18 protein-coding genes are annotated in these 18288 nt (G+C 68.7%); 8 read left to right on the forward strand and 10 right to left on the reverse strand.

All coding sequences use genetic code 11. The annotated features are described in order from the left end of the window. Nucleotides 1–112: 112 nt before the first annotated feature. The 5 genes from AC50YM_RS05140 to AC50YM_RS05160 all read right to left on the reverse strand — a co-directional run bounded on the left by AC50YM_RS05140 (nucleotide 113) and on the right by AC50YM_RS05160 (nucleotide 4252). Nucleotides 113–511, reverse strand: a complete 399-nt coding sequence (locus AC50YM_RS05140; RefSeq protein ID WP_494955898.1) for a VOC family protein — start codon at nucleotides 509–511, stop codon at nucleotides 113–115. Continuing rightward, nucleotides 508–660 carry a ribbon-helix-helix domain-containing protein gene (locus tag AC50YM_RS05145; RefSeq protein WP_494955899.1) on the reverse strand — a complete coding sequence of 51 codons (153 nt, stop codon included), beginning with the start codon at nucleotides 658–660 and terminating at the stop codon, nucleotides 508–510. The genes AC50YM_RS05140 and AC50YM_RS05145 overlap by 4 nt, the downstream gene beginning before the upstream one ends. Nucleotides 661–728: 68 nt before the next feature. Continuing rightward, complete coding sequence (locus AC50YM_RS05150; RefSeq protein ID WP_494955900.1) at nucleotides 729–1598, reverse strand: DUF4031 domain-containing protein; 870 nt, start codon at nucleotides 1596–1598, stop codon at nucleotides 729–731. A 35-nt stretch (nucleotides 1599–1633) separates the two neighbouring features. Then, a complete protein-coding gene (locus AC50YM_RS05155; protein WP_494955901.1) occupies nucleotides 1634–2827 on the reverse strand; it encodes an AI-2E family transporter in 1194 nt (397 codons plus the stop codon). A gap of 90 nt (nucleotides 2828–2917) precedes the next feature. Further along, nucleotides 2918–4252 carry an FAD-binding oxidoreductase gene (locus tag AC50YM_RS05160; protein WP_494955902.1) on the reverse strand — a complete coding sequence of 445 codons (1335 nt, stop codon included), beginning with the start codon at nucleotides 4250–4252 and terminating at the stop codon, nucleotides 2918–2920. A gap of 183 nt (nucleotides 4253–4435) precedes the next feature. Between AC50YM_RS05160 and AC50YM_RS05165 the strand changes: the two genes are divergently transcribed. The 4 genes from AC50YM_RS05165 to AC50YM_RS05180 are packed head-to-tail and all read left to right on the forward strand — an operon-like array spanning nucleotide 4436 to nucleotide 7537. Beyond that, complete coding sequence (locus tag AC50YM_RS05165) at nucleotides 4436–4846, forward strand: TOBE domain-containing protein (RefSeq protein WP_494955903.1); 411 nt, start codon at nucleotides 4436–4438, stop codon at nucleotides 4844–4846. Then, a complete protein-coding gene (gene modA / locus AC50YM_RS05170; RefSeq protein WP_494955904.1) occupies nucleotides 4843–5646 on the forward strand; it encodes a molybdate ABC transporter substrate-binding protein in 804 nt (267 codons plus the stop codon). The genes AC50YM_RS05165 and modA overlap by 4 nt, the downstream gene beginning before the upstream one ends. Then, the gene (locus AC50YM_RS05175; RefSeq protein WP_494955905.1) at nucleotides 5643–6491 is read left to right on the forward strand and encodes an ABC transporter permease; all 849 of its coding nucleotides are present in this window, start codon (nucleotides 5643–5645) and stop codon (nucleotides 6489–6491) included. Before modA ends, AC50YM_RS05175 begins: the two co-directional genes overlap by 4 nt. Beyond that, the gene (locus AC50YM_RS05180) at nucleotides 6488–7537 is read left to right on the forward strand and encodes a sulfate/molybdate ABC transporter ATP-binding protein (RefSeq protein WP_494955906.1); all 1050 of its coding nucleotides are present in this window, start codon (nucleotides 6488–6490) and stop codon (nucleotides 7535–7537) included. The genes AC50YM_RS05175 and AC50YM_RS05180 overlap by 4 nt, the downstream gene beginning before the upstream one ends. 33 nt (nucleotides 7538–7570) lie before the next feature. Here the strand turns inward: AC50YM_RS05180 and AC50YM_RS05185 are convergent, their stop codons facing one another. After that, nucleotides 7571–8062: a carboxymuconolactone decarboxylase family protein gene (locus AC50YM_RS05185; RefSeq protein ID WP_494955907.1), complete on the reverse strand. Its 492-nt coding sequence runs from the start codon at nucleotides 8060–8062 to the stop codon at nucleotides 7571–7573. 540 nt (nucleotides 8063–8602) lie between these two features. Between AC50YM_RS05185 and clpB the strand changes: the two genes are divergently transcribed. Continuing rightward, nucleotides 8603–11260, forward strand: coding sequence for an ATP-dependent chaperone ClpB (gene clpB / locus AC50YM_RS05190; RefSeq protein WP_494955908.1), 2658 nt, complete (start codon nucleotides 8603–8605; stop codon nucleotides 11258–11260). A gap of 92 nt (nucleotides 11261–11352) precedes the next feature. Here the strand turns inward: clpB and AC50YM_RS05195 are convergent, their stop codons facing one another. Continuing rightward, nucleotides 11353–12324 (reverse strand): hypothetical protein, encoded by a 972-nt coding sequence (locus AC50YM_RS05195; protein ID WP_494955909.1) that lies wholly within the window; start codon nucleotides 12322–12324, stop codon nucleotides 11353–11355. Between the two features lie 289 nt (nucleotides 12325–12613). On the opposite strand from AC50YM_RS05195, the gene AC50YM_RS05200 reads away from it, so the two are divergent. Then, on the forward strand, nucleotides 12614–12847 hold the full coding sequence (locus AC50YM_RS05200) for a DUF3073 domain-containing protein (RefSeq protein WP_494955962.1): 234 nt from the start codon (nucleotides 12614–12616) through the stop codon (nucleotides 12845–12847). Nucleotides 12848–13097: 250 nt separating this feature from the next. Then, nucleotides 13098–13880 carry a VOC family protein gene (locus tag AC50YM_RS05205; RefSeq protein WP_494955910.1) on the forward strand — a complete coding sequence of 261 codons (783 nt, stop codon included), beginning with the start codon at nucleotides 13098–13100 and terminating at the stop codon, nucleotides 13878–13880. A gap of 93 nt (nucleotides 13881–13973) precedes the next feature. Here the strand turns inward: AC50YM_RS05205 and purM are convergent, their stop codons facing one another. From purM to AC50YM_RS05220, 3 genes are all read right to left on the reverse strand, one after another. Beyond that, nucleotides 13974–15146, reverse strand: a complete 1173-nt coding sequence (gene purM, locus AC50YM_RS05210; RefSeq protein WP_494955911.1) for a phosphoribosylformylglycinamidine cyclo-ligase — start codon at nucleotides 15144–15146, stop codon at nucleotides 13974–13976. Continuing rightward, complete coding sequence (purF, locus tag AC50YM_RS05215) at nucleotides 15143–16855, reverse strand: amidophosphoribosyltransferase (protein ID WP_494955912.1); 1713 nt, start codon at nucleotides 16853–16855, stop codon at nucleotides 15143–15145. The genes purM and purF overlap by 4 nt, the downstream gene beginning before the upstream one ends. A gap of 65 nt (nucleotides 16856–16920) precedes the next feature. Continuing rightward, nucleotides 16921–17265 (reverse strand): hypothetical protein, encoded by a 345-nt coding sequence (locus AC50YM_RS05220; protein WP_494955913.1) that lies wholly within the window; start codon nucleotides 17263–17265, stop codon nucleotides 16921–16923. A 94-nt stretch (nucleotides 17266–17359) separates the two neighbouring features. Here AC50YM_RS05220 and AC50YM_RS05225 point away from each other — a divergent pair, with 94 nt between their 5' ends. Continuing rightward, nucleotides 17360–18208, forward strand: coding sequence for a class I SAM-dependent methyltransferase (locus AC50YM_RS05225; RefSeq protein ID WP_494955914.1), 849 nt, complete (start codon nucleotides 17360–17362; stop codon nucleotides 18206–18208). Nucleotides 18209–18288 lie beyond the last annotated feature (80 nt).

Raw genomic sequence — 18288 nt, forward strand, 5'->3', positions numbered from 1 at the left:
GCAACACGGGGTCACCTAGCGCCCATCCCGAGCGGTTTTATGGGCCGCAAGTGACTCCGCGTTGCTGGGGACTGGGGCGTCCCGCCTGGACGGGGTTTGGCCCGGGCCGCGTCTAGGGTTTCAGGGCCGCGGATTCGCGCGTTTCGTAGCTGATGTTCTGCAGCTCCTCGTCCGCTTCGTTGACCTGGAGGAGGTACCCGTCGGGATCCGCGACCGTGAAGTACCGGCCGAAGGTTTCGTCCATGATGGCGGACGGCCCGAAGCCCGCCGTGGCCAGGCGTTCAGCGAGCGGCTCGAGCTTCTCGTCGCTCGTGAACTGCAACGACACCGCGCCGGCGTCGAGGTGGCTGCCGGGCGTGGCTGCGATATGCAGCCCCAGCCCGCCGCCGTCTGCGCCCAGTTCGGCCCACGTGCCACTGGTGGCCGCGGCCCGTTCCGCCAGGCCGAGCAGGCCGTAGAACCGGTTGGACTTCTCGATGTCCCGCACGTAGCGGATCGGCGTGATTCTCATTTTCCCGAGCCTTCCTTGCTGTTGAGGACTTGCGTCAGTGCTTCTTCCACATAGGCCGACAGGGACAGGCCTTCTTCGATGGCGGCGTGTTTGACCCGTTTCACCAGCGCCGCAGGCAGGTACACGTTGAACTGCGTTTTTTCGACCATACTAGGATGCTAGCAATCTAGGCCGCAGCTGGCTAGGGCTGGTTTCAAGTTCCGCGCAGGCGTACCGCCTATTCGAGCTCGCCCTGCAGGTTCCGCCGCGCCGCCTCCAGCCAGAGTGTCCGGCCGCGGCGGGTGTGGAAGAGCGGATCCAGCTGCAGGAGCTGGCGGACGACGGCGGCGCGCCCGGCGGCGAAGTCGTCGGCACCGATGTGCGCAAAATCCTGCCGGACGGCGGCCAGATACCGGGCATAGGCTGCCGGTTCGCCGCCCAGCACGGAGAGGTCGGCGTCGCTGAGCAGGGCGGCGGCCCCGTCCCCCGTCTCCGGCTGGTGGTCGGCTGTCATCCGGACCAGTCGGGCCACCTCGTCCACCTCGGCGGCGGGAAGGCCCTCGTGCGCCAGACGGTCCTCGGCGAGCCGGGCCGACTCCTCCTCGTCCTGGCCCGCGATGCCGTGGTAAACGGCGTCGTGGAACCATGCAGCGAGCAGCACGGTGCGCGGCGGATTGGCCGGCTCGGTCAGCAGATCCAGGGCCTCGAGGACCGCCAGCAGGTGGGTGCGGCCGTGATACCTCCGGTGCTCTTCGCCCCAGCGGTCCAGCAGGTCCAGGAAGAGCGCGTCGTGGCCCGGGAGAACAGCGTTCCAACGCGTGAGCAGGGGGAGCCTGAGTGAGCTGCTGCGCCGCCGGGCAGGAATCCGCAGTCCGCTGGCAATCAGTTTGCGGACCAGGATCCGCCCCTCCACCGGGACGGCCCCGGCCGCGACGAGGTCGCTGTACCGGGCCTCGGCGACGTCGTAGTGGTCGCCGTCGAACGCCCGTTCCGGGATGCCGGACGCCGCCGCGAAGGTGTGCAGCTCCTCCAGCGAGGTGTCCGAGACCAGATGCGAGAAGTGTGTTCCGTGCGCGGGCCAGAGCGGAGGATCAACATAGATGGCCATGGGGGAATTCTAATCCGGCCGCGGACGGCGCCGGATCAGCCCTGGCCGGCGTCGCTGGCGGCGGTCTCGGACTGCTCCTCCTGCTGGCTCCGGGCCTGGTGCGGCGTGGAGCGCACGCCTTCGCCTATTTCATTCAGCCGGGTCTCATGCTCGGCCGCCGCGATGTGCGCGGGAGTGATGCCGTTTGCCGAGTTCCAGGCCTTGATCGCGGCCCAGCCCACCGCCACGAGGGGGACCGCAAGGATCGCACCGACGATGCCGGCAAGGATGGTGCCGGCCGTCAGGGCCAGCAGGATAACTAGGGCGTGAACGTTCAGCGCCTGCCCCATCACAACGGGCTGCAGGAAGTTGCCCTCCAGTTGGTTCACGACGATCACGACGATGATGACGATCAGGGCCGCGAGCGGGCCGTTGGCGACGAGTGCGACGAGCGCCGCGAGGATGCCGGCCAGGGTGGCGCCGATCAGCGGGATGAAGGCGCCGATGAACGTCAGCGCGGCCAGTGGCAGGGCGAGCGGGACCCCCATGACGACGAGCGCCAGGCCGATGAAGAACGAATCCACCAGGGCCACAATGGAGGTGCCGCGCACGTAGCCGCCCAGCACGTTGAGGCTCCGCTCCCCGGCGCGGCGTGCCTTCACGAGCTTCTGGCCCTTGAACGCCCTCAGCACAAAGGCCCAGATGCGTTCGCCGTCCTTCAGGAAGAAGAACAGGATCACGGCCATCAGGAGGGCGCCGGTGATGAAATTGCCGGCCGCGCTGAGCCCGGAGATGGCGCCGGCGCCGACCGTGCTGGACGTGGCAAAGTCGATGGCGGCGTCGCGCGCCTGCTGGATCTGCTGGTCATCGACCGGGATGGGGCCGGTGAGGATGAAGTCGTAGACCCGGTCGAAGCCCTCCGTGGCCTTACTCGCCAGTTCATCGGCCTGGCTCATGACGGCGACGACGATGCCGGTGATCACGGCACCGAACGCCAGCAGGAGCGCCACGAACGAGAAACCCGTGGCTGCGGTGCTCGGCCAGCCGCGGCGGCGCAGCCAGTGGACGAAGGGTGCGATCGCGGCGGCCAGGATCAGGGCCAGCAGCGCGGGAATCACCACGAGCCGGACCTGGATCAGGGCATAGACCACCACCACCGTCAGGACCAGCAGCAGCAGGACCTGCGCGGTTCTGATGCTGGCTCGGCCCAGGCTGTCGCCCCAGGGGGTGGTCTTCTCGGGACTGCCCATGCTTGTTTGTCTCCCACTCTCGGATGGTCATGCTACTTACCAACCGTCTCACAGCAGGAGGTGCAGGCCCCGGAGGGACAGGCCCGCCGCTTACGATGCGGCGGGCCGGATGTTCTGGTTGCCGCGGAACGTGTTCTCCGGATCGAACTCCCGTTTCACCCGCGCCAGCCGGCTGTAGCTCTCCTCGCCGAAGGCGGCCCGGACCCGTTCCTGGCCTTCGTCGCCGATGAAGTTCAGCCACACGCCGCCGGTCGCGTAGGGCGCGATGTCCTGGCGGAACCTTTTCACCCAGGACTTCGCCTCCTGGCCGCCCTGTGGTGTGTCGCCCAGCCCGAACGGATGGGTCACCCAGCTGGCGTTCCGGTTCAGCAGCGGGGTGGTGGCTGCGCCGTCGCCTCCCACCGCGCCGCCCCAGTGGGGCACCAGCATCTGGGAACTGGGGCCCGGCAGGTTGCGGGCGGAGTCGATGATGACGTCGAGGGCATCGTCAGAGAGCTCGTCATGATAATCCGCGCTCCAGTAGTTGTACTTGCCCGGCGGGTCGTCGAGGGAGCACTGGAAGTCTGCATACCCGGTGTCCCCGAGGAGGTCCACGGCGGGTCCCAGCGCGCGGTAGGGCTTGGCATGCTCGGCGCCTTCCGCGGCGTCCCCGGCGTAGACGTAGACGACGCCGACCGCCATCTTGCCGACCATCTCCGGAGGCACGAACGGTTCGGGCGGGGCGGTGAGGTAGGCAATCGTTGCGGACACCTCGTTCGGCGCCGTGAGCGCCAGTTCCCGGTAGCCGCGGCTGACCTCGGGGGCTGCGTCGCCGGGCCAGAGCATGATGCCCGCATGGACCGTCGGCCCAAGCCGGTGCAGGCCAAAGGTAAAGGACGTGGCGACGCCGAAGTTCCCGCCGCCGCCGTGCAGCGCCCAGAACAGCTCGGGGTTCTCGGTTGCACTGGCCGTCACCGGTTCCCCGGAAGCGGTCACCAGGTCCACGGAGATCAGGTCATCGCAGGCGAAGCCGAAGGCCCGCTCGAGCCAGCCGGAACCCCCGCCGAGGGTGAAGCCGGCCAGGCCGGTGGTGGAGACGCGGCCGCCGGTGAGCGCGAGGCCATGCTGCTGGGTGGCCCGGTCGAATTCGCCGCAGGTCAGCCCGGCCCCGGCCGTGACCGTGCGGGCCTCGGGGTCCACACTGACGGACTTCATCGGCCGCACGTCGATCACCAGGCCGCCGTCGTTCAGGGACATGCCGGCGACGGAGTGGCCGCCGGCGCGGACGGCGACGGCCAGGCCCTGGTCCTTGGCGTATTGCAGCGCTTCGGCCACTTCTGCCGGCGTGCTGCAGGGTGCGATCACCGCGGGTCGGCGGTCGATCATGGCGTTAAACAGCGTCCGGGATTCGTCGTAGCCCGGGTCTTCAGGTTTGATCCACTGCACAGCGGCGCTCCTAGGCCACCGAGGCTCCGCCCCTCGCAGAAAGTTTAAGTCGAAGGACCTATCCGGGGCTACAACAATCGGGGCGGGGCCGGCCGGGCGGCCCGGGGCGGGAGCCAGCAGCATCTTTCCGATTTGCAGGTCAGAAGACCAAAATCATCCGCGGATGCGGGCTACAGTTTCCCTATGCCTAATATTCGCGTTTCCGAGGCGGCCCGTCTGCTGGGCGTCAGCGACGACACCATCCGGCGCTGGACCGAGAACGGCAGCCTGACCCCGCACCGTGACGACGCCGGACGGCTCGCCGTCGACGGGCTGGAACTCGCCCGGCTCGCCCGGGAGCAGGCCCAGCTCCCGGAGGACCCGGCCAAGGCAGGCAGTTCGGCCCGCAACCGCTTCGTCGGCCTGGTCACCGCCATCACCGCGGACACCGTGATGGCCCAGGTGGAACTGCAGTGCGGGCCGTTCCGGGTGGTGTCCCTGATGAGCAGCGAGGCCGTGCGCGAGCTCGGGCTGGAACTCGGCTCGGTCGCGACCGCCGTCGTCAAGGCCACCACGGTGATCATCGAAACTCCCAAAGGCAAGGGCATCATATGAGGCCCGGCCTGGGGGTGGGCCGGAGGGCGGGCGCCCGGCTGGCAGCGGGCTGCCTGGCTGCCGCCCTGGCCGTCGGCCTGGCCGGCTGCGGCGCGCCGGGGGAAGCCCGCAGCGACGGCAGGGCCATCACGGTCTTTGCCGCGGCCTCGCTCAAGGCCCCGTTCACGGCGCTCGCCGAGCAGTTCGAGGCCCGGAACCCGGGAACCACCGTGACCCTCAGCTTCGCCGGGTCCTCCGACCTGGCCACCCAGATCAGCCAGGGCGCACCGGCGGACGTTTTTGCCTCCGCCGATGCCCGGAACATGGCCAAGCTCTCCGCGGCCTCGCTCGTGGAGGGATCGCCCCAAGACTTCGCCACCAATGTGCTGACCATCGCGGTGCCCCCGGTGAACCCGGCGTCGATCGCCGCTTTCGCCGATCTCGCCAGGCCGGGGGTGAAGGTTGTCATGTGCGCGGCCCAGGTTCCGTGTGGCGCGGCCGCGCAGACGGTCGAGAAGGAAGCCGGCATCACGCTGACGCCGGTGAGTGAGGAATCGTCCGTCACCGATGTCCTGGGCAAGGTCGTTTCCGGCGAGGCCGACGCCGGGCTGGTCTACGTCACGGACGTTCTGGCCGCCGGCGGCAAGGTGAAGGAGATCCCCTTCGCCGAGTCCGCGACGGCAGTAAACACCTATCCGATCGCCGCGCTGCGGACCAGCAGGAACAAGGACCTCTCGGCCGCCTTCATTGCGGCGGTCACGGGCCCCGCAGGCCGGCAGCTCCTCAGCGGCGCCGGCTTCGGAACCCCCGGAAACCCATGATGCACCGGAGTCGCAGTGCCTACCACGGCGTCCCGCGCTGGGTCATGGGCGTGGCCGCCGTCGGGGCGCTGCTGGTGCTGCTGCCGCTCGCGGCCATGGTTTCCCGGGTCAACTGGCCGCAATTCATCCCGCTGGTCACCTCCGAATCCTCCCTCACGGCCCTGGGCCTGAGCCTGCGCACCGCCGCTGCGAGCACCGCGCTGTGTGTGCTGTTCGGAGTGCCGCTGGCGCTGGTGCTGGCCCGCGCCGACTTCCCGGGCCAGCGGCTGCTGCGTTCCCTCGTCCTGCTGCCGCTGGTGCTGCCCCCGGTAGTGGGCGGCATCGCGCTGCTCTACGCGTTCGGCCGCCAGGGCCTGCTGGGCCGGACCCTCGAGATCGCCGGGATCCAGATCGCGTTTTCAACGACGGCGGTGGTGCTCGCCCAGACCTTCGTGGCCTTGCCGTTCCTCGTGGTCAGCCTGGAAGGGGCTCTGCGCTCGGCCGGAAGCCGGTACGAAGCTGTCGCGGCAACGCTCGGCGCGAGGCCCAGCACCGTGCTGCGCCGGGTCACGCTGCCGCTGGTCTTGCCCGGGCTCGCGTCCGGGGCGGTGCTGTCCTTTGCCAGAAGCCTCGGCGAATTCGGCGCCACCCTCACCTTCGCCGGAAGCCTGCAGGGCGTCACGCGCACGCTGCCGCTGGAAATCTACCTGCAGCGCGAGACCGACGCCGACGCCGCCGTCGCGCTCTCCCTGCTGCTGGTCGTGGTCGCCGTCGTCGTCGTCGGACTGTCCTACCGGGGACCCGGGCCGGGCAGTCCCGCCCGCAGTAAGGCCCGGGCCGGCACGCCCGAACGGGCGCCGTCATGACGTTCACTTTCGACGCCTCCCTCGCCGACCGCCGCTTCGAGGTGTCGCTGAGCCTGGCGCCCGGCGAGACGGTCGCCGTTCTCGGCCCGAACGGCGCCGGAAAATCCACCTTGCTCGCCGTGATCGCGGGCCTGCTCCGCCCGGACACCGGCCGCTCCGAGGTGAACGGCCGGATCCTGTTCGAACTTGGCGCAGGCGTGCACAGCTGGACCGCGCCGCACCGCCGCGGAACCGCCCTGCTGGCCCAGGATCCGCTGCTGTTTCCGCACCTGAGCGCACTGGAAAACGTTGCCTTTGGGCCCCGGAGCGCGGGGGTTCCCCGACGGGAAGCGCGGGAGTCCGCCCGGCATTGGCTGGCCGAGGTCGACGCCGCGGACCTCGCCGAGCGGCGGCCGGGGGAGCTGTCCGGCGGGCAGTCGCAGCGCGTCGCGGCCGCGCGTGCCCTGGCCGTGAACCCGGACGTCCTGCTGCTGGACGAGCCGCTGTCCGCGCTGGACATCCATGCGGCCCCCCTGCTGCGCCGGCTGCTCAAGCGGGTCCTGGCCGGGCGGCGTGCCATCATCGTCACGCATGACGTGCTGGACGCCTACATGCTCGCGGACCGGGTGATCGTCATGGAGGAGGGCCGGATCACCGAGGACGGACCCACCCGTGACGTCCTCCGGCGGCCGCGCAGCCGCTTCGCCGCCGGGCTGGCCGGCCTGAACCTGGTGTCGGGGACCGCGACGTCGGCCGGGATCCGGTCCGCCGAGGGTCTTGAGTTCGCCGGCCAGCATGACGCCCCGTTGCTCGCCGGTCAGGCGGGCGTGGCCGCTTTCCCGCCGTCGGCCGTGTCGGTGTTCCTGAGCGAGGCGCATGGCAGCCCGCGGAACTCTTTCCGTGTCAGGGTGACCGACCTCGAGCCGCACGGGGACCAGATCCGGGTCCGGGCCGGCGAGCTGTCCGCGGACGTCACCCCGGCCGCCTCCGCCGACCTCGGCCTGGTTCCCGGCCTGGAGGTCTACTTCGTGGTCAAGGCGGCGGCGGTGTCGATCTACCCGGCGTGACGGCGTCAGGGGTGCAGGGCCGGGCCGGGCGGGCTAGCCGCGGTCCTTGCGGACCGGGTGCTGGCTGACGATGGAAACGCGGTTGAAAGCGTTCATGGTGATCACCAGCCAGCTGACGGCCGAGAATTCACCGTCCGTGAGGTGCCTCCGGGCTGCGGCACCCTCGTGCTCGCGGGCGGTGGCGTCCGAGATGTTGGTGATGGCCTCGGCCAGGGTCAGGGCGGCTCGTTCCTTTTCGGTGAAAAGGTCGGTGTCCCGCCAGGCCGGGAGAACGGCCAGACGCTGGGCGGTTTCACCATTCTTTACGGCGTCCCCCACGTGCAGGTCCAGGCAGTACGCGCAGCCGTTGATCTGCGAGATGCGGACATTCAGCAGTTCGATCAAGGTCCGGTCAATGCCGGCCTCTTCCGCGGCCTCTTTCGCTTTCAGGCCCAGCCCGTTGAGGGCGCGCCAGGCGGCCGGGTGCTCCTTGTCCAGAAAGACGGATCGGGTGGTGGGGTGCTGCGCTGCCGCTGTCTCGTTCATGATCAAAGACTACCCACGGGAAACATTGCGAGAGCGCGTGACAGATTTGTCATATGTGTGACATGATGCACGAACAGCTAAATTCCCTGCAGGAGCGGTCTCCCGACCGCTTCGTGGAGTTGGTCCGCCGACATCGGACCGGCACCCATCATTCGACGGTCGGCTCCTTGGGGGGGCCGACCGTCGAATGGGTTTAACGGGACATGTCCACTCCTGCGCCCCACCCCCCGGGGGACATGTCCAGTCCTGGGCCCCGCCCCCGGCCCCCGGGGGACATGTCCAGTCCTGGGCCTGCGCAGTGGGCATATTTGGACTATGTCCAGTGCTCCACGGGAGCGGAGGGCATGTCCAGCCTCGCGCCGCCACCGCGCCCGCGCGAGCGGAGGGCATGTCCCCGGGGGGATGCGCCGGCCGCCGCGGGGACTCCGGCCCTAGACAGCCGTTTCGCTGTCGGCAAACATGGAGCCAAAGGGCCCACCTGCAAAGTTGAGCGGAGTAGACTCAACTTTAGTATCAGCATGTTCCCGGAAGGAGCTCTCTTTGGACGCCAAATTCACCACCAAGAGCCAGGAGGCGCTTGCGGCTGCCGCCATGAACGCCTCGACGGCGGGCAACCCCCAGCTCGAGCCTGCCCATCTGCTCAAGGCGCTCATGGACCAGCGCGAGGGCGTCGCCGTAGCGCTCCTTCGTGCCACGGGGGCGGACCCGGATTCCGTCAGCGTCCAGGCCAGCACCGCCATCAAGGCCCTCCCGGCCACTTCAGGCACTTCGGTGCAGCAGCCACAGATGTCCCGCACCGCGCTCCAGGCACTCAAAAACGCCCAGAATGAGGCCGAGCGGCTCGGCGACAGCTACGTCTCCACCGAACACCTGCTGCTGGGCCTCGCGTCCGGAAGCGACGCCGTCGGCAAGCTGATGCGCGAATCCGGCGCCTCGCACGAGGCCCTGCTCGCCGCCCTGCCGGGTGTCCGCGGCGACCGCAAGGTCGACAACGCGGACCCCGAAAACTCCTTCCAGTCACTGGAGAAGTACGGCACCGACCTCACCGCGATGGCCCGCTCCGGAAAGCTGGACCCGGTCATCGGCCGGGACGCCGAGATCCGCCGCATCATCCAGGTGCTGAGCCGCCGGACCAAGAACAACCCGGTCATCATCGGCGAGCCCGGCGTTGGCAAGACCGCCGTCGTGGAAGGACTTGCCCAGCGGATTGTCGCCAACGACGTCCCCGAGAGCCTCCGCGGCAAGACCCTTATCGCCCTGGATCTGGCCTCCATGGTGGCTGGCGCCAAATACCGCGGCGAATTCGAAGAGCGGCTCAAGGCAGTCCTCGCGGAAATCAAGAGCTCCGAAGGCCAGATCGTCACCTTTATCGATGAAATCCACACCGTCGTCGGGGCCGGCGCCAGCGGGGACAGCTCCATGGATGCCGGAAATATGCTCAAGCCGATGCTGGCCCGCGGCGAGCTCCGGCTGATCGGCGCGACGACGCTGGATGAGTTCCGCGAAAATATCGAGAAGGATCCCGCGCTGGAACGCCGCTTCCAGCAGGTCTTCGTCGGGGAGCCGAGCGTGGAGGACACGATCGGCATCCTGCGCGGACTGAAGGAGCGCTACGAGGCGCACCATAAAGTCTCCATCTCGGACTCGGCCCTCGTCGCCGCCGCCACCCTCTCCAACCGCTATATCTCCGGCCGCCAGCTGCCGGACAAAGCGATCGACCTCGTGGACGAGGCGGCGTCCCGGCTGCGGATGGAAATCGATTCCGCCCCGGAGGAAATCGACCAGCTCCGCCGCCAGGTGGACCGCCTGACCATGGAGGAGCTGGCCCTGACCGGCGAGAGCGATCCCGCGTCGGTGGAGCGCCTGGCCGCCCTTCGCGCGGACATGGCGGACAAGAAGGAAGAGCTGGCGGCCCTCAACGCCCGTTGGGAAACCGAAAAAGCCGGCCTGAACCGGGCGGGCGACCTCCGCGCAAAGCTTGATGAACTGCGGTCCCAAGAGGAAAAGGCTGAACGAGAAGGCGATCTGGACAAGGCATCACGGCTGCTCTACGGCGAAATCCCCGCCCTGGAGCGGGAACTGAATGCTGCCGCCGCGGCAGAGGCAGCGGTGTCGGACAAGTCCGGGCAGATGGTGGCCGACCAGGTGACCGCCGACGACATCGCCGAAGTAATTTCGGCCTGGACCGGCATCCCCGCCGGCCGCATGCTGCAGGGCGAGAGCCAGAAGCTGCTGGAAATGGAGCAGGTGTTGGGCCAGCGGCTGATCGGCCAGAGCAAGGCTGTCACCGCGGTGTCCGACGCCGTCCGCCGCGCCCGGGCCGGGATCAGCGACCCCAACCGGCCCACCGGCTCCTTCCTGTTCCTCGGCCCCACGGGCGTCGGCAAGACCGAGTTGGCGAAGGCTCTGGCGGACTTCCTGTTCGACGACGAACGGGCCATGGTCCGGATCGACATGTCCGAATACTCGGAGAAGCACTCCGTGGCCCGCCTCGTCGGTGCCCCTCCCGGCTACGTGGGCTACGAGGAAGGCGGCCAGCTCACCGAGGCCGTCCGCCGCCGCCCGTACTCCGTGTTGCTGCTCGACGAGGTCGAGAAGGCCCACCCCGAGGTCTTCGACATCCTCCTGCAGGTGCTCGACGACGGCCGGCTCACCGACGGCCAGGGCCGCACGGTGGACTTCCGCAACGTGATCCTGGTCCTGACCTCCAACCTGGGCAGCCAGTTCCTGGTGGACCCGCTGCTGGACGCGAACGCCAAGCGTGAAGCCGTGATGGCCACCGTGCACGCGTCCTTCAAGCCGGAGTTCCTGAACCGGCTCGATGAAGTGGTGTTGTTCGACCCGCTGAGCGTCGAGGAGCTGTCCCGGATCGTGGAACTGCAGGTCAAGGAGCTGGGCGAACGGCTGAAGGGCCGCCGGCTCAACCTGGAGGTGACTGAGGGTGCCCGAGCCTGGCTCGCGCTGACCGGATTCGACCCCGCCTACGGCGCCCGGCCGCTGCGCCGGCTGGTGCAGCGCGAAATCGGCGACCGGCTGGCCAAGGCCATCCTGGCCGGCGAAATCGTGGACGGCGACACCGTGCTCGTGGACACCGCCCCGGACCTCACGGAACTCACCATGGGCGGCGCGCCGGCGACGGACCGGCCCGACGGCGGCGCCGCTACCGGCAGCGGGCTTTCCGTCAGCCGCAAGGGGTAAGGGGCCCCACGTCAAATACGAAACTGCCAGCCGGACGATTGTCCGGCTGGCAGTTTCTTTGGTGCAGAAATCCGAGGGCTCGCCGGCACGTCCTACGAAACCAGCGATTCCATGATGACGTTACCGGTGTCCGCGGTGACGTAGCAGTCCACCCGGCGGTCGCCGTTATCCCAGCTCGAGGAGCTCGGGTAGGCGAGCTTGTAGCTCAGCACGTAGTCTGCGGACTTGTCCGTCAGCGGCGCTCCTTTGCACACGTCCAGGGCCTTCTCTTTGAGTGGATCCCGGCCGGGGTACGAGTCGGCCGCGGCGTAGCTTTCGATCGCTATCAGCTGCGCCGAGTGCCCTGCGGTGCAATCCACGATGGTGGACTGCGGCGCCTCCGGGTCAAAATCCTTGAAGCAGTCGCCGAGCTGGAAGTCCAGTGGGCCGACGCCCTCCAGCGGTAGCGGCCCGCGGCTCGCGGGAGCGGACGCCGGCGCGGCGGCAGCGGGGGAGGCGTTCGCGGCAGGCTGCGTGGTGCTGCCACCGCCCAACGACGTCAACCACCAGATCAGTAGACCCATTACGACGACGCCGGCGACGGCGCCGATGATTCTGGTAGGTGTCTGGCGGCGGACCAGACCGCCAAGCTGCGAGGCCTTTTCGGAAGCTGCCTTCGTGGCCCCCGCCAGGGCAACGCCGGCGGCACCCGTGGCGGCCCCCGCTGTGGCTCGGCCGCCTCGACGCTCGCGGGTGCCGGGCTGCGCGGCGTCGGGCCGGACAACGGGAGGGATGGACGGGCGAACAGGCCGCGGGGCGGCTGGGGTGACCGGCGTGGCAGGCTTGGCCGGTGTAGTCGGTGTAGTCGGTGTAGTCGGTGTAGTCGGTGTAGTCGGTGTAGTCGGGGTGGACGGGGCGGCCGACGGCACAACCGGCGTCGCGGACGTCGGCGGCGTCGAAGGTTTCGGCGGGACGGCAGGCGGCTCAACGGGCCGTCCTGCCGGGGCGGACCGCTCGCCGGATCCGCCGGCAGGGCGAACCCCGGGCCAGCGGGTACCGCCGGGCCTCTCGTTCTCTTCGGTCACTGGGACTTCACCACTTCCGTGCATTTTTCCGCGGCTGAGCGCCCGCCGGAGGGACCCTTTTCCGGGGGTCCACTACGGAACTCTATCGAAGATGCCGGGCGGGCCGCACGCCGCGGCGACGCCGTCCCGGGCAGTGCCGCGTGCGACTCTGCCCACAGCGGCCGTCCCAGGGAGCAGTTACCGCTGAAAGCATGTAATCTAGGTGTACGACAAATTGACCAAACATTCCGGGGCCTCACTAACGCCAATGGTGACCACCTCCGGTCCGAGTACAAAAGGGGGTCACGCCATGGGGCGCGGCCGTCAAAAGGCAAAAGCTACCAAGCAGGCTCGGGACATCAAGTATTACTCCCCGAACACTGACTACACTGCGCTTCAGCGTGAGCTCAAGAGTTCTGAGCTTCGTGCACCGAGCCGTTTCTCGAGCGAGCCGGTTGAGCCAGATTATTCGGCTTATGTGGACAAGTACGCGGACGATGTGGAAGAGGACGACGACGAGGTTAATTCCCGTCGGATAGGTTAGTCGGACTTCTTCCCGGCATGTTCTTCCGTTAGCGGATTGCCGACCACATGATTTCAGGCCCGCCGGCCGCTCCCGATTCGGGCGTGGACGGCGGGTTTTTTGCTGCCCGCGGATCACCGCCCGGCCAATCACCCGCAGCTGTCCAGTCCGTCCGGAGATCAGGCCGACCGCAGTTGTCCCGGCCGGACCCTCAGGCTAGGTTGAAGCTGCCGGATTCACCGGCCCGCACCAACTTTCCGGAGGGATGGCCATGACCACGCGCACGGGGTTCACCGAAGGGGAGGTCTGCTGGACGGACCTCCAGACCAGCGACGTCGGGGCGGCCAAGACCTTCTACTCCGCCATCTTCGGCTGGCGCTACGAGGACCTGCCCACCCCGGACGGAGGAAGCTACGCGCAGGCCTTCCTGGGTGCGGACCTGGTCACCGTGATCGCGCCGCAGAATCCGCAGCAGACGGCCGCCAGAGCGCCCGGGCAGTGGAACGTCTACCTCGCCTCCGCCGACGCCGAAGGGCTGGCCGGGAGCCTGGCGGACGCCGGCGGCACCCTGGAATTCGGCCCGGAGGACGTGGCCGGCACCGGAGTGATGGTCTTCTTTGCCCCGCCCGGAGGCGGTACCACCGGCGCCTGGCAGGCCGGAAGCCACTTCGGCACTGCCCGCAGCGGGGAACCCGGGTCCCTGGCGTGGGCGGAACTGCTGACACCCGACCCGCAGGCCGCCGTCGGGTTCTTCCAGCAGCTCTTCGGGCACGACGTGACGGAATACCCGCAGGACGACGGCGGAAAATACACCACGCTGGTGGTGGACGGCGCGGAAGTGGCCGGGATCGCGTCGGTCCCCGGGGAGGCCGAAGACACACTCAAGCCGGGATGGCAGGTGTACTTCGGGGTGTCCAGCGTCGCCGACGCGGTCGCGGCCGCGGTGGCTGCCGGTGGTACCGTGCTGATTGAACCGGACGAGGACGAGGAAGCCGGCACTATCGCCACCCTCGAGGACCCGCAGGGCGGCGTCTTCAGCGTGCTGGAGGTCTAAGCCGGCTGAAACACAGATCGAGTGCTCCACAAGCGCCGTTTTGACGCTTCAAAACGGCACTTATGGGGCACTCGATGAGGGTTGCGGGAGGGGTCAGGCGTAGGCGTTGACCAGCCGGACGGCACCGCCGTCGACGCCCTTGGCGCCCTGCACGTAGTCCGGGCCGGTCTTGATGATCGAGTCGGAGTTTTCCTCCACCGTACCCATGACCCAGGCCGGCAGCCCGCGTTCGTTCAGGCGGTCCACGGCGGCGTCGGCTGCCTCGGGGGAGACGATCGCGACCATGCCCACGCCCAGGTTCAGGGTGCGCTCCAGGTCGGCCAGCGGCACGTTGCCCAGTTCGGCGACGAGCCGGAAGATGGCCGGGAGCTGCCAGGTGGCGCGGTCCACGGTGGCGATCAGGCCCTGCGGCAGGACCCGGGCCAGGTTGGCGGCGAGGCCGCCGCCGGTCACGTGGCTGAAGCCGTGCACGGCCCGGCCGCCGGCGGCGCCGTTCACCGGGAAGGTGCGGGCCAGGTCCAGGCAGTCGGCGGCGTAGACGCGGGTCGGTTCCAGGAGTTCCTCGCCCAGCGTGCGGCTGAACTCGGAGACGTGGCGGTCCAGGGCCCAGCCGGCGTGGTTGATGACGCGGCGGACCAGGGAGTAGCCGTTGGAGTGCAGCCCGGAGGAAGCCATGCCGATCACCACGTCGCCGGCGCGGACACGGTCCGGGCCCAGCAGGTCGGCGGCTTCGACAACACCGGTGGCGGCGCCCGCGACGTCGTACTCGTGTTCGCCCAGCAGACCGGGGTGCTCGGCGGTCTCGCCGCCCACCAGGGCGGTGCCGGCCACGGAGCAGGCGGCAGCGATGCCCCGGACGATGTCCGCGATCCGCTCCGGGACCACCTTGCCGCAGGCGATGTAGTCGGTCATGAACAGCGGCTCCGCGCCCACCACCACGATGTCATCGACCACCATGCCGACCAGGTCGAAACCGATGGTGTCGTGGATGTCCATGGCCTGCGCGATGGCGACCTTGGTACCGACGCCGTCGGTGGAGGTGGCCAGCAGCGGGCGCTTGTAGGTGAGCAGCTTCGAGACGTCGTACAGTCCCGCGAAGCCGCCGACGCCGCCGATCACCGAGGAGTTGTGGGTGGCCTTGACGGCATCCTTCATGAGTTCGACGGCGCGGTCGCCCGCTTCGACGTCGACGCCGGCGGAGGCGTAGGTGATGCCGACGGTGTTCTGGGCGGCGTTCATGTCAGCGGCCGGGGAGGCGGAAGTCATACGGGCTCTTTCTTGTCGGCAGCGATGGGGCGATCAATACGATCGGCATCGGTGAGCAGTTCTTCGAATTCAGCGTCCGGACCCGGGTCACAGCCGGTGGCACCGACTTTGTCCGCCGGGTCGTCAGCCAGGGTGGTGCCGGGGTCGACGTCGGGGGCGTCCCCGGCGGGGCCGGCAAGGACAGCGGCGGCCGGGGCAGCCGCGAGCGGGGCCGCGGCGCCGGCAGTCGCGGGGAGGCCTCCCAGATCCGTGCGCTCGAGCAGGTTCTTGCCCAGCTTGTCGGCGCCCGGCAGTTCGATCGGGTACTTGCCGGTGAAGCAGGCGGTGCACAGGCGTTCGCGCGGCTGCTGGGTGGCGCCGATCATGCCTTCTTCGGAGATGTAGGCCAGCGAGTCGGCGCCGATGGCCTGGGTGATCTCCTCGACGGTGGCGCCGTTGGCGATCAGTTCGGCCCGGGAGGCGAAGTCGATGCCGTAGAAGCACGGCCACTTGACCGGCGGGGAGGAAATCTTGATGTGCACGGACTTGGCGCCGGCTTCGCGGAGCATCCGCACGATCGCGCGCTGGGTGTTGCCGCGGACGATCGAGTCGTCGACGACCACCACACGCTTGCCTCGGATCACGGATTCGAGGGCGTTGAGCTTGAGCCGGATGCCGAGCTGGCGCAGGGTCTGCGAGGGCTGGATGAACGTCCGGCCCACGTAGGCGTTTTTGACGAAGCCGTGGGCGAACGGGATGCCGGATTCCTCGGCGTAGCCCACGGCCGCGGGGGTGCCGGATTCCGGGACCGGGATGACGATGTCCGCTTCCTGGGTGTTTTCGCGGGCCAGCTGGCGGCCCATTTCCACGCGGGACTCGTACACGGAGCGGCCGGCGATGGAGGCGTCCGGGCGGGCGAGGTAGACGTACTCGAAGACGCAGCCGGCTGGCGTCGCCTCGGCGAAGCGCTGGGAACGGACGCCGTCCTCGTCGATCGCGATGAACTCGCCGGGCTCGATTTCGCGGATGAAGCTAGCGCCGACGGTGGCGAGGGCGGACTGCTCGGAGGCAACCACCCAGCCGCGTTCCAGCCGGCCCAGGCAGAGCGGGCGGATGCCGTACGTGTCGCGGGCCGCGTAGAGGGTGCCCTCATCCATGAAGACGAAGCAAAAGCCGCCCTTGATCTTGGGCAGCAGGTCCATCGCGGTCTGTTCCAGCGACTTGCCCTCTTCGCCCTCCAGCAGGGCGGTGACCAGGGCGGTGTCCGAGGTGTTGCCCTGTTTCATTTCGCCGGTGAGCTGGCCGCCGTTGCGGTCCACGATCATGGCCTTGAGCTCGGCGGTGTTAGTCAGGTTGCCGTTGTGGGCCAGCGCCACGGTGCCGGTCGCCGTCGCGCCCAGGGTCGGCTGCGCGTTGGCCCAGTGGCTGGCGCCGGTGGTCGAGTAGCGGCAGTGGCCAACGGCCAGGTGCCCGGTCAGGGTATTTAGCGTTGTCTCGTCGAAGACCTGGGATACGAGCCCCATGTCCTTATAGACGTTGATCCGCTTGCCGTCGCTGGTAGCAATACCAGCCGACTCCTGACCGCGGTGCTGCAGTGCATACAGCCCGTAATAGGTGAGTTTTGCAACCTCTTCGCCGGGAGCCCAGACCCCAAAGACGCCACATGCGTCCTGAGGGCCTTTTTCGCCAGAGAGAAGGTCATGAGAAAGTTTTCCATCGCCGCGTGCCACTGGTCGATTATCTCACGTTGTGGGCTAGGACTTTCCCGGCGGCCGGTTTATGACCTGCGGCCCGCTCAGGCCCCGTGCTGGTCGCCGGAGTCCGGGACGGAGTCCGGGACAGATTCGACGACGGCGCGCTTGGCCCGGCGGACGCTCAGACGGTCCAGAATGAGCGCCGCCAGGCCACCCAGAATCACACCGCCCGCACCGCACAGGATTATAAAGAACCCGAACACGGTGCTTGCGTCGTAGCTTTCGTCGCCCGGGAGGCCGTAGGCGAGGAAGGCCGCCACGCCGAAGCCCAGGAGCCCGCCCAGGACGAGGAACGGCACGTATTTCGGCGCCCGGCGTACGGTGACGTCGCGCCGTTCGGGGACGTGCTGCTCGCCAGCGGTGCCGGGGTTTTCGGGGGTAGACATGCCGTTAAGCCTACTGCCCCGGCAACCATTGCTACCGCCGCGGCGGTGGGAGCAAACTAGTGGGGGGAGGGCACGGAACAGCCAAGGAGCGGCCATGTCAGCCTCGGCAGACTGGATCAGGGACCAGCAGCGCACCACCTGGGATGAGTTCTCCACTGGATGGCGGAAGTGGGATGCAGAAGTCCTCGGCTGGCACGCCCCCTTTGGCGATGCGGTCATCGAGGAGGCTCGGTTGCGCCCGGACGCCGCCGTCCTCGACGTCGCAGCCGGAACCGGCGAACCGGGTCTCACGGCCGCCGCGCTCGTGCCGCGCGGCAGCGTTACCTTGCTGGACATCTCCGAAGGAATGTTGCGGGTCGCGGCCGAGAAGGCCGTTGCCCGCGGGCTGGCAAACGTGCACACCACCGTCGGCTACGCCGCCAAGCTGCCCTTCGATGACGCGGTTTTCGATGCGGTCCTCTGCCGCTTCGGTTTTATGTTCTTTCCCCGGGTGTCCACCGCGGTGGAGGAAATGACGCGCGTGGCCAAGCCGGGCGCCCGGATCAGCGCCGCCGTCTGGGGCCGGGCCGCCGAGAACCCTTGGGCCACCCTGATTCTCGGGACGATAGCCCGCCATACTGAGCTGCCGGTGCCGAAGACGGGCGCACCAGGCCTGTTCCGGTGCGCCGCGCCGGGGTACATGGCCCGGGTCTTCCGGGAGGCCGGACTCGTTGAGGTGAGCGAGCGTAAGGTCAGCACGGACCTGGTCCACGCGACACCGGAGCTCTACTGGGATTTCATGACCGAGATCGCGACCACCGTGGGTGTCGGACTGGCGGCGGCAGACCGGGAATCCCGGGAGCTGATCCGCTCCGACGTCTTCGCGCTGCTGGGCCGCTACGAACACGACGGCGCCATCCGGCTCCGCTCCACGGCCACCATCGTGGCGGGGACGCGGGTGTAGCCGGTTTTCGCGGCGCTTTCGGACCGGCGCGCCGGGGGATCTGGGGGTAGCCAGTTTTCGCGGCGGTTTCCGACCTGCGC

The organism is Pseudarthrobacter sp. RHLT1-30-1 (assembly GCF_059383415.1).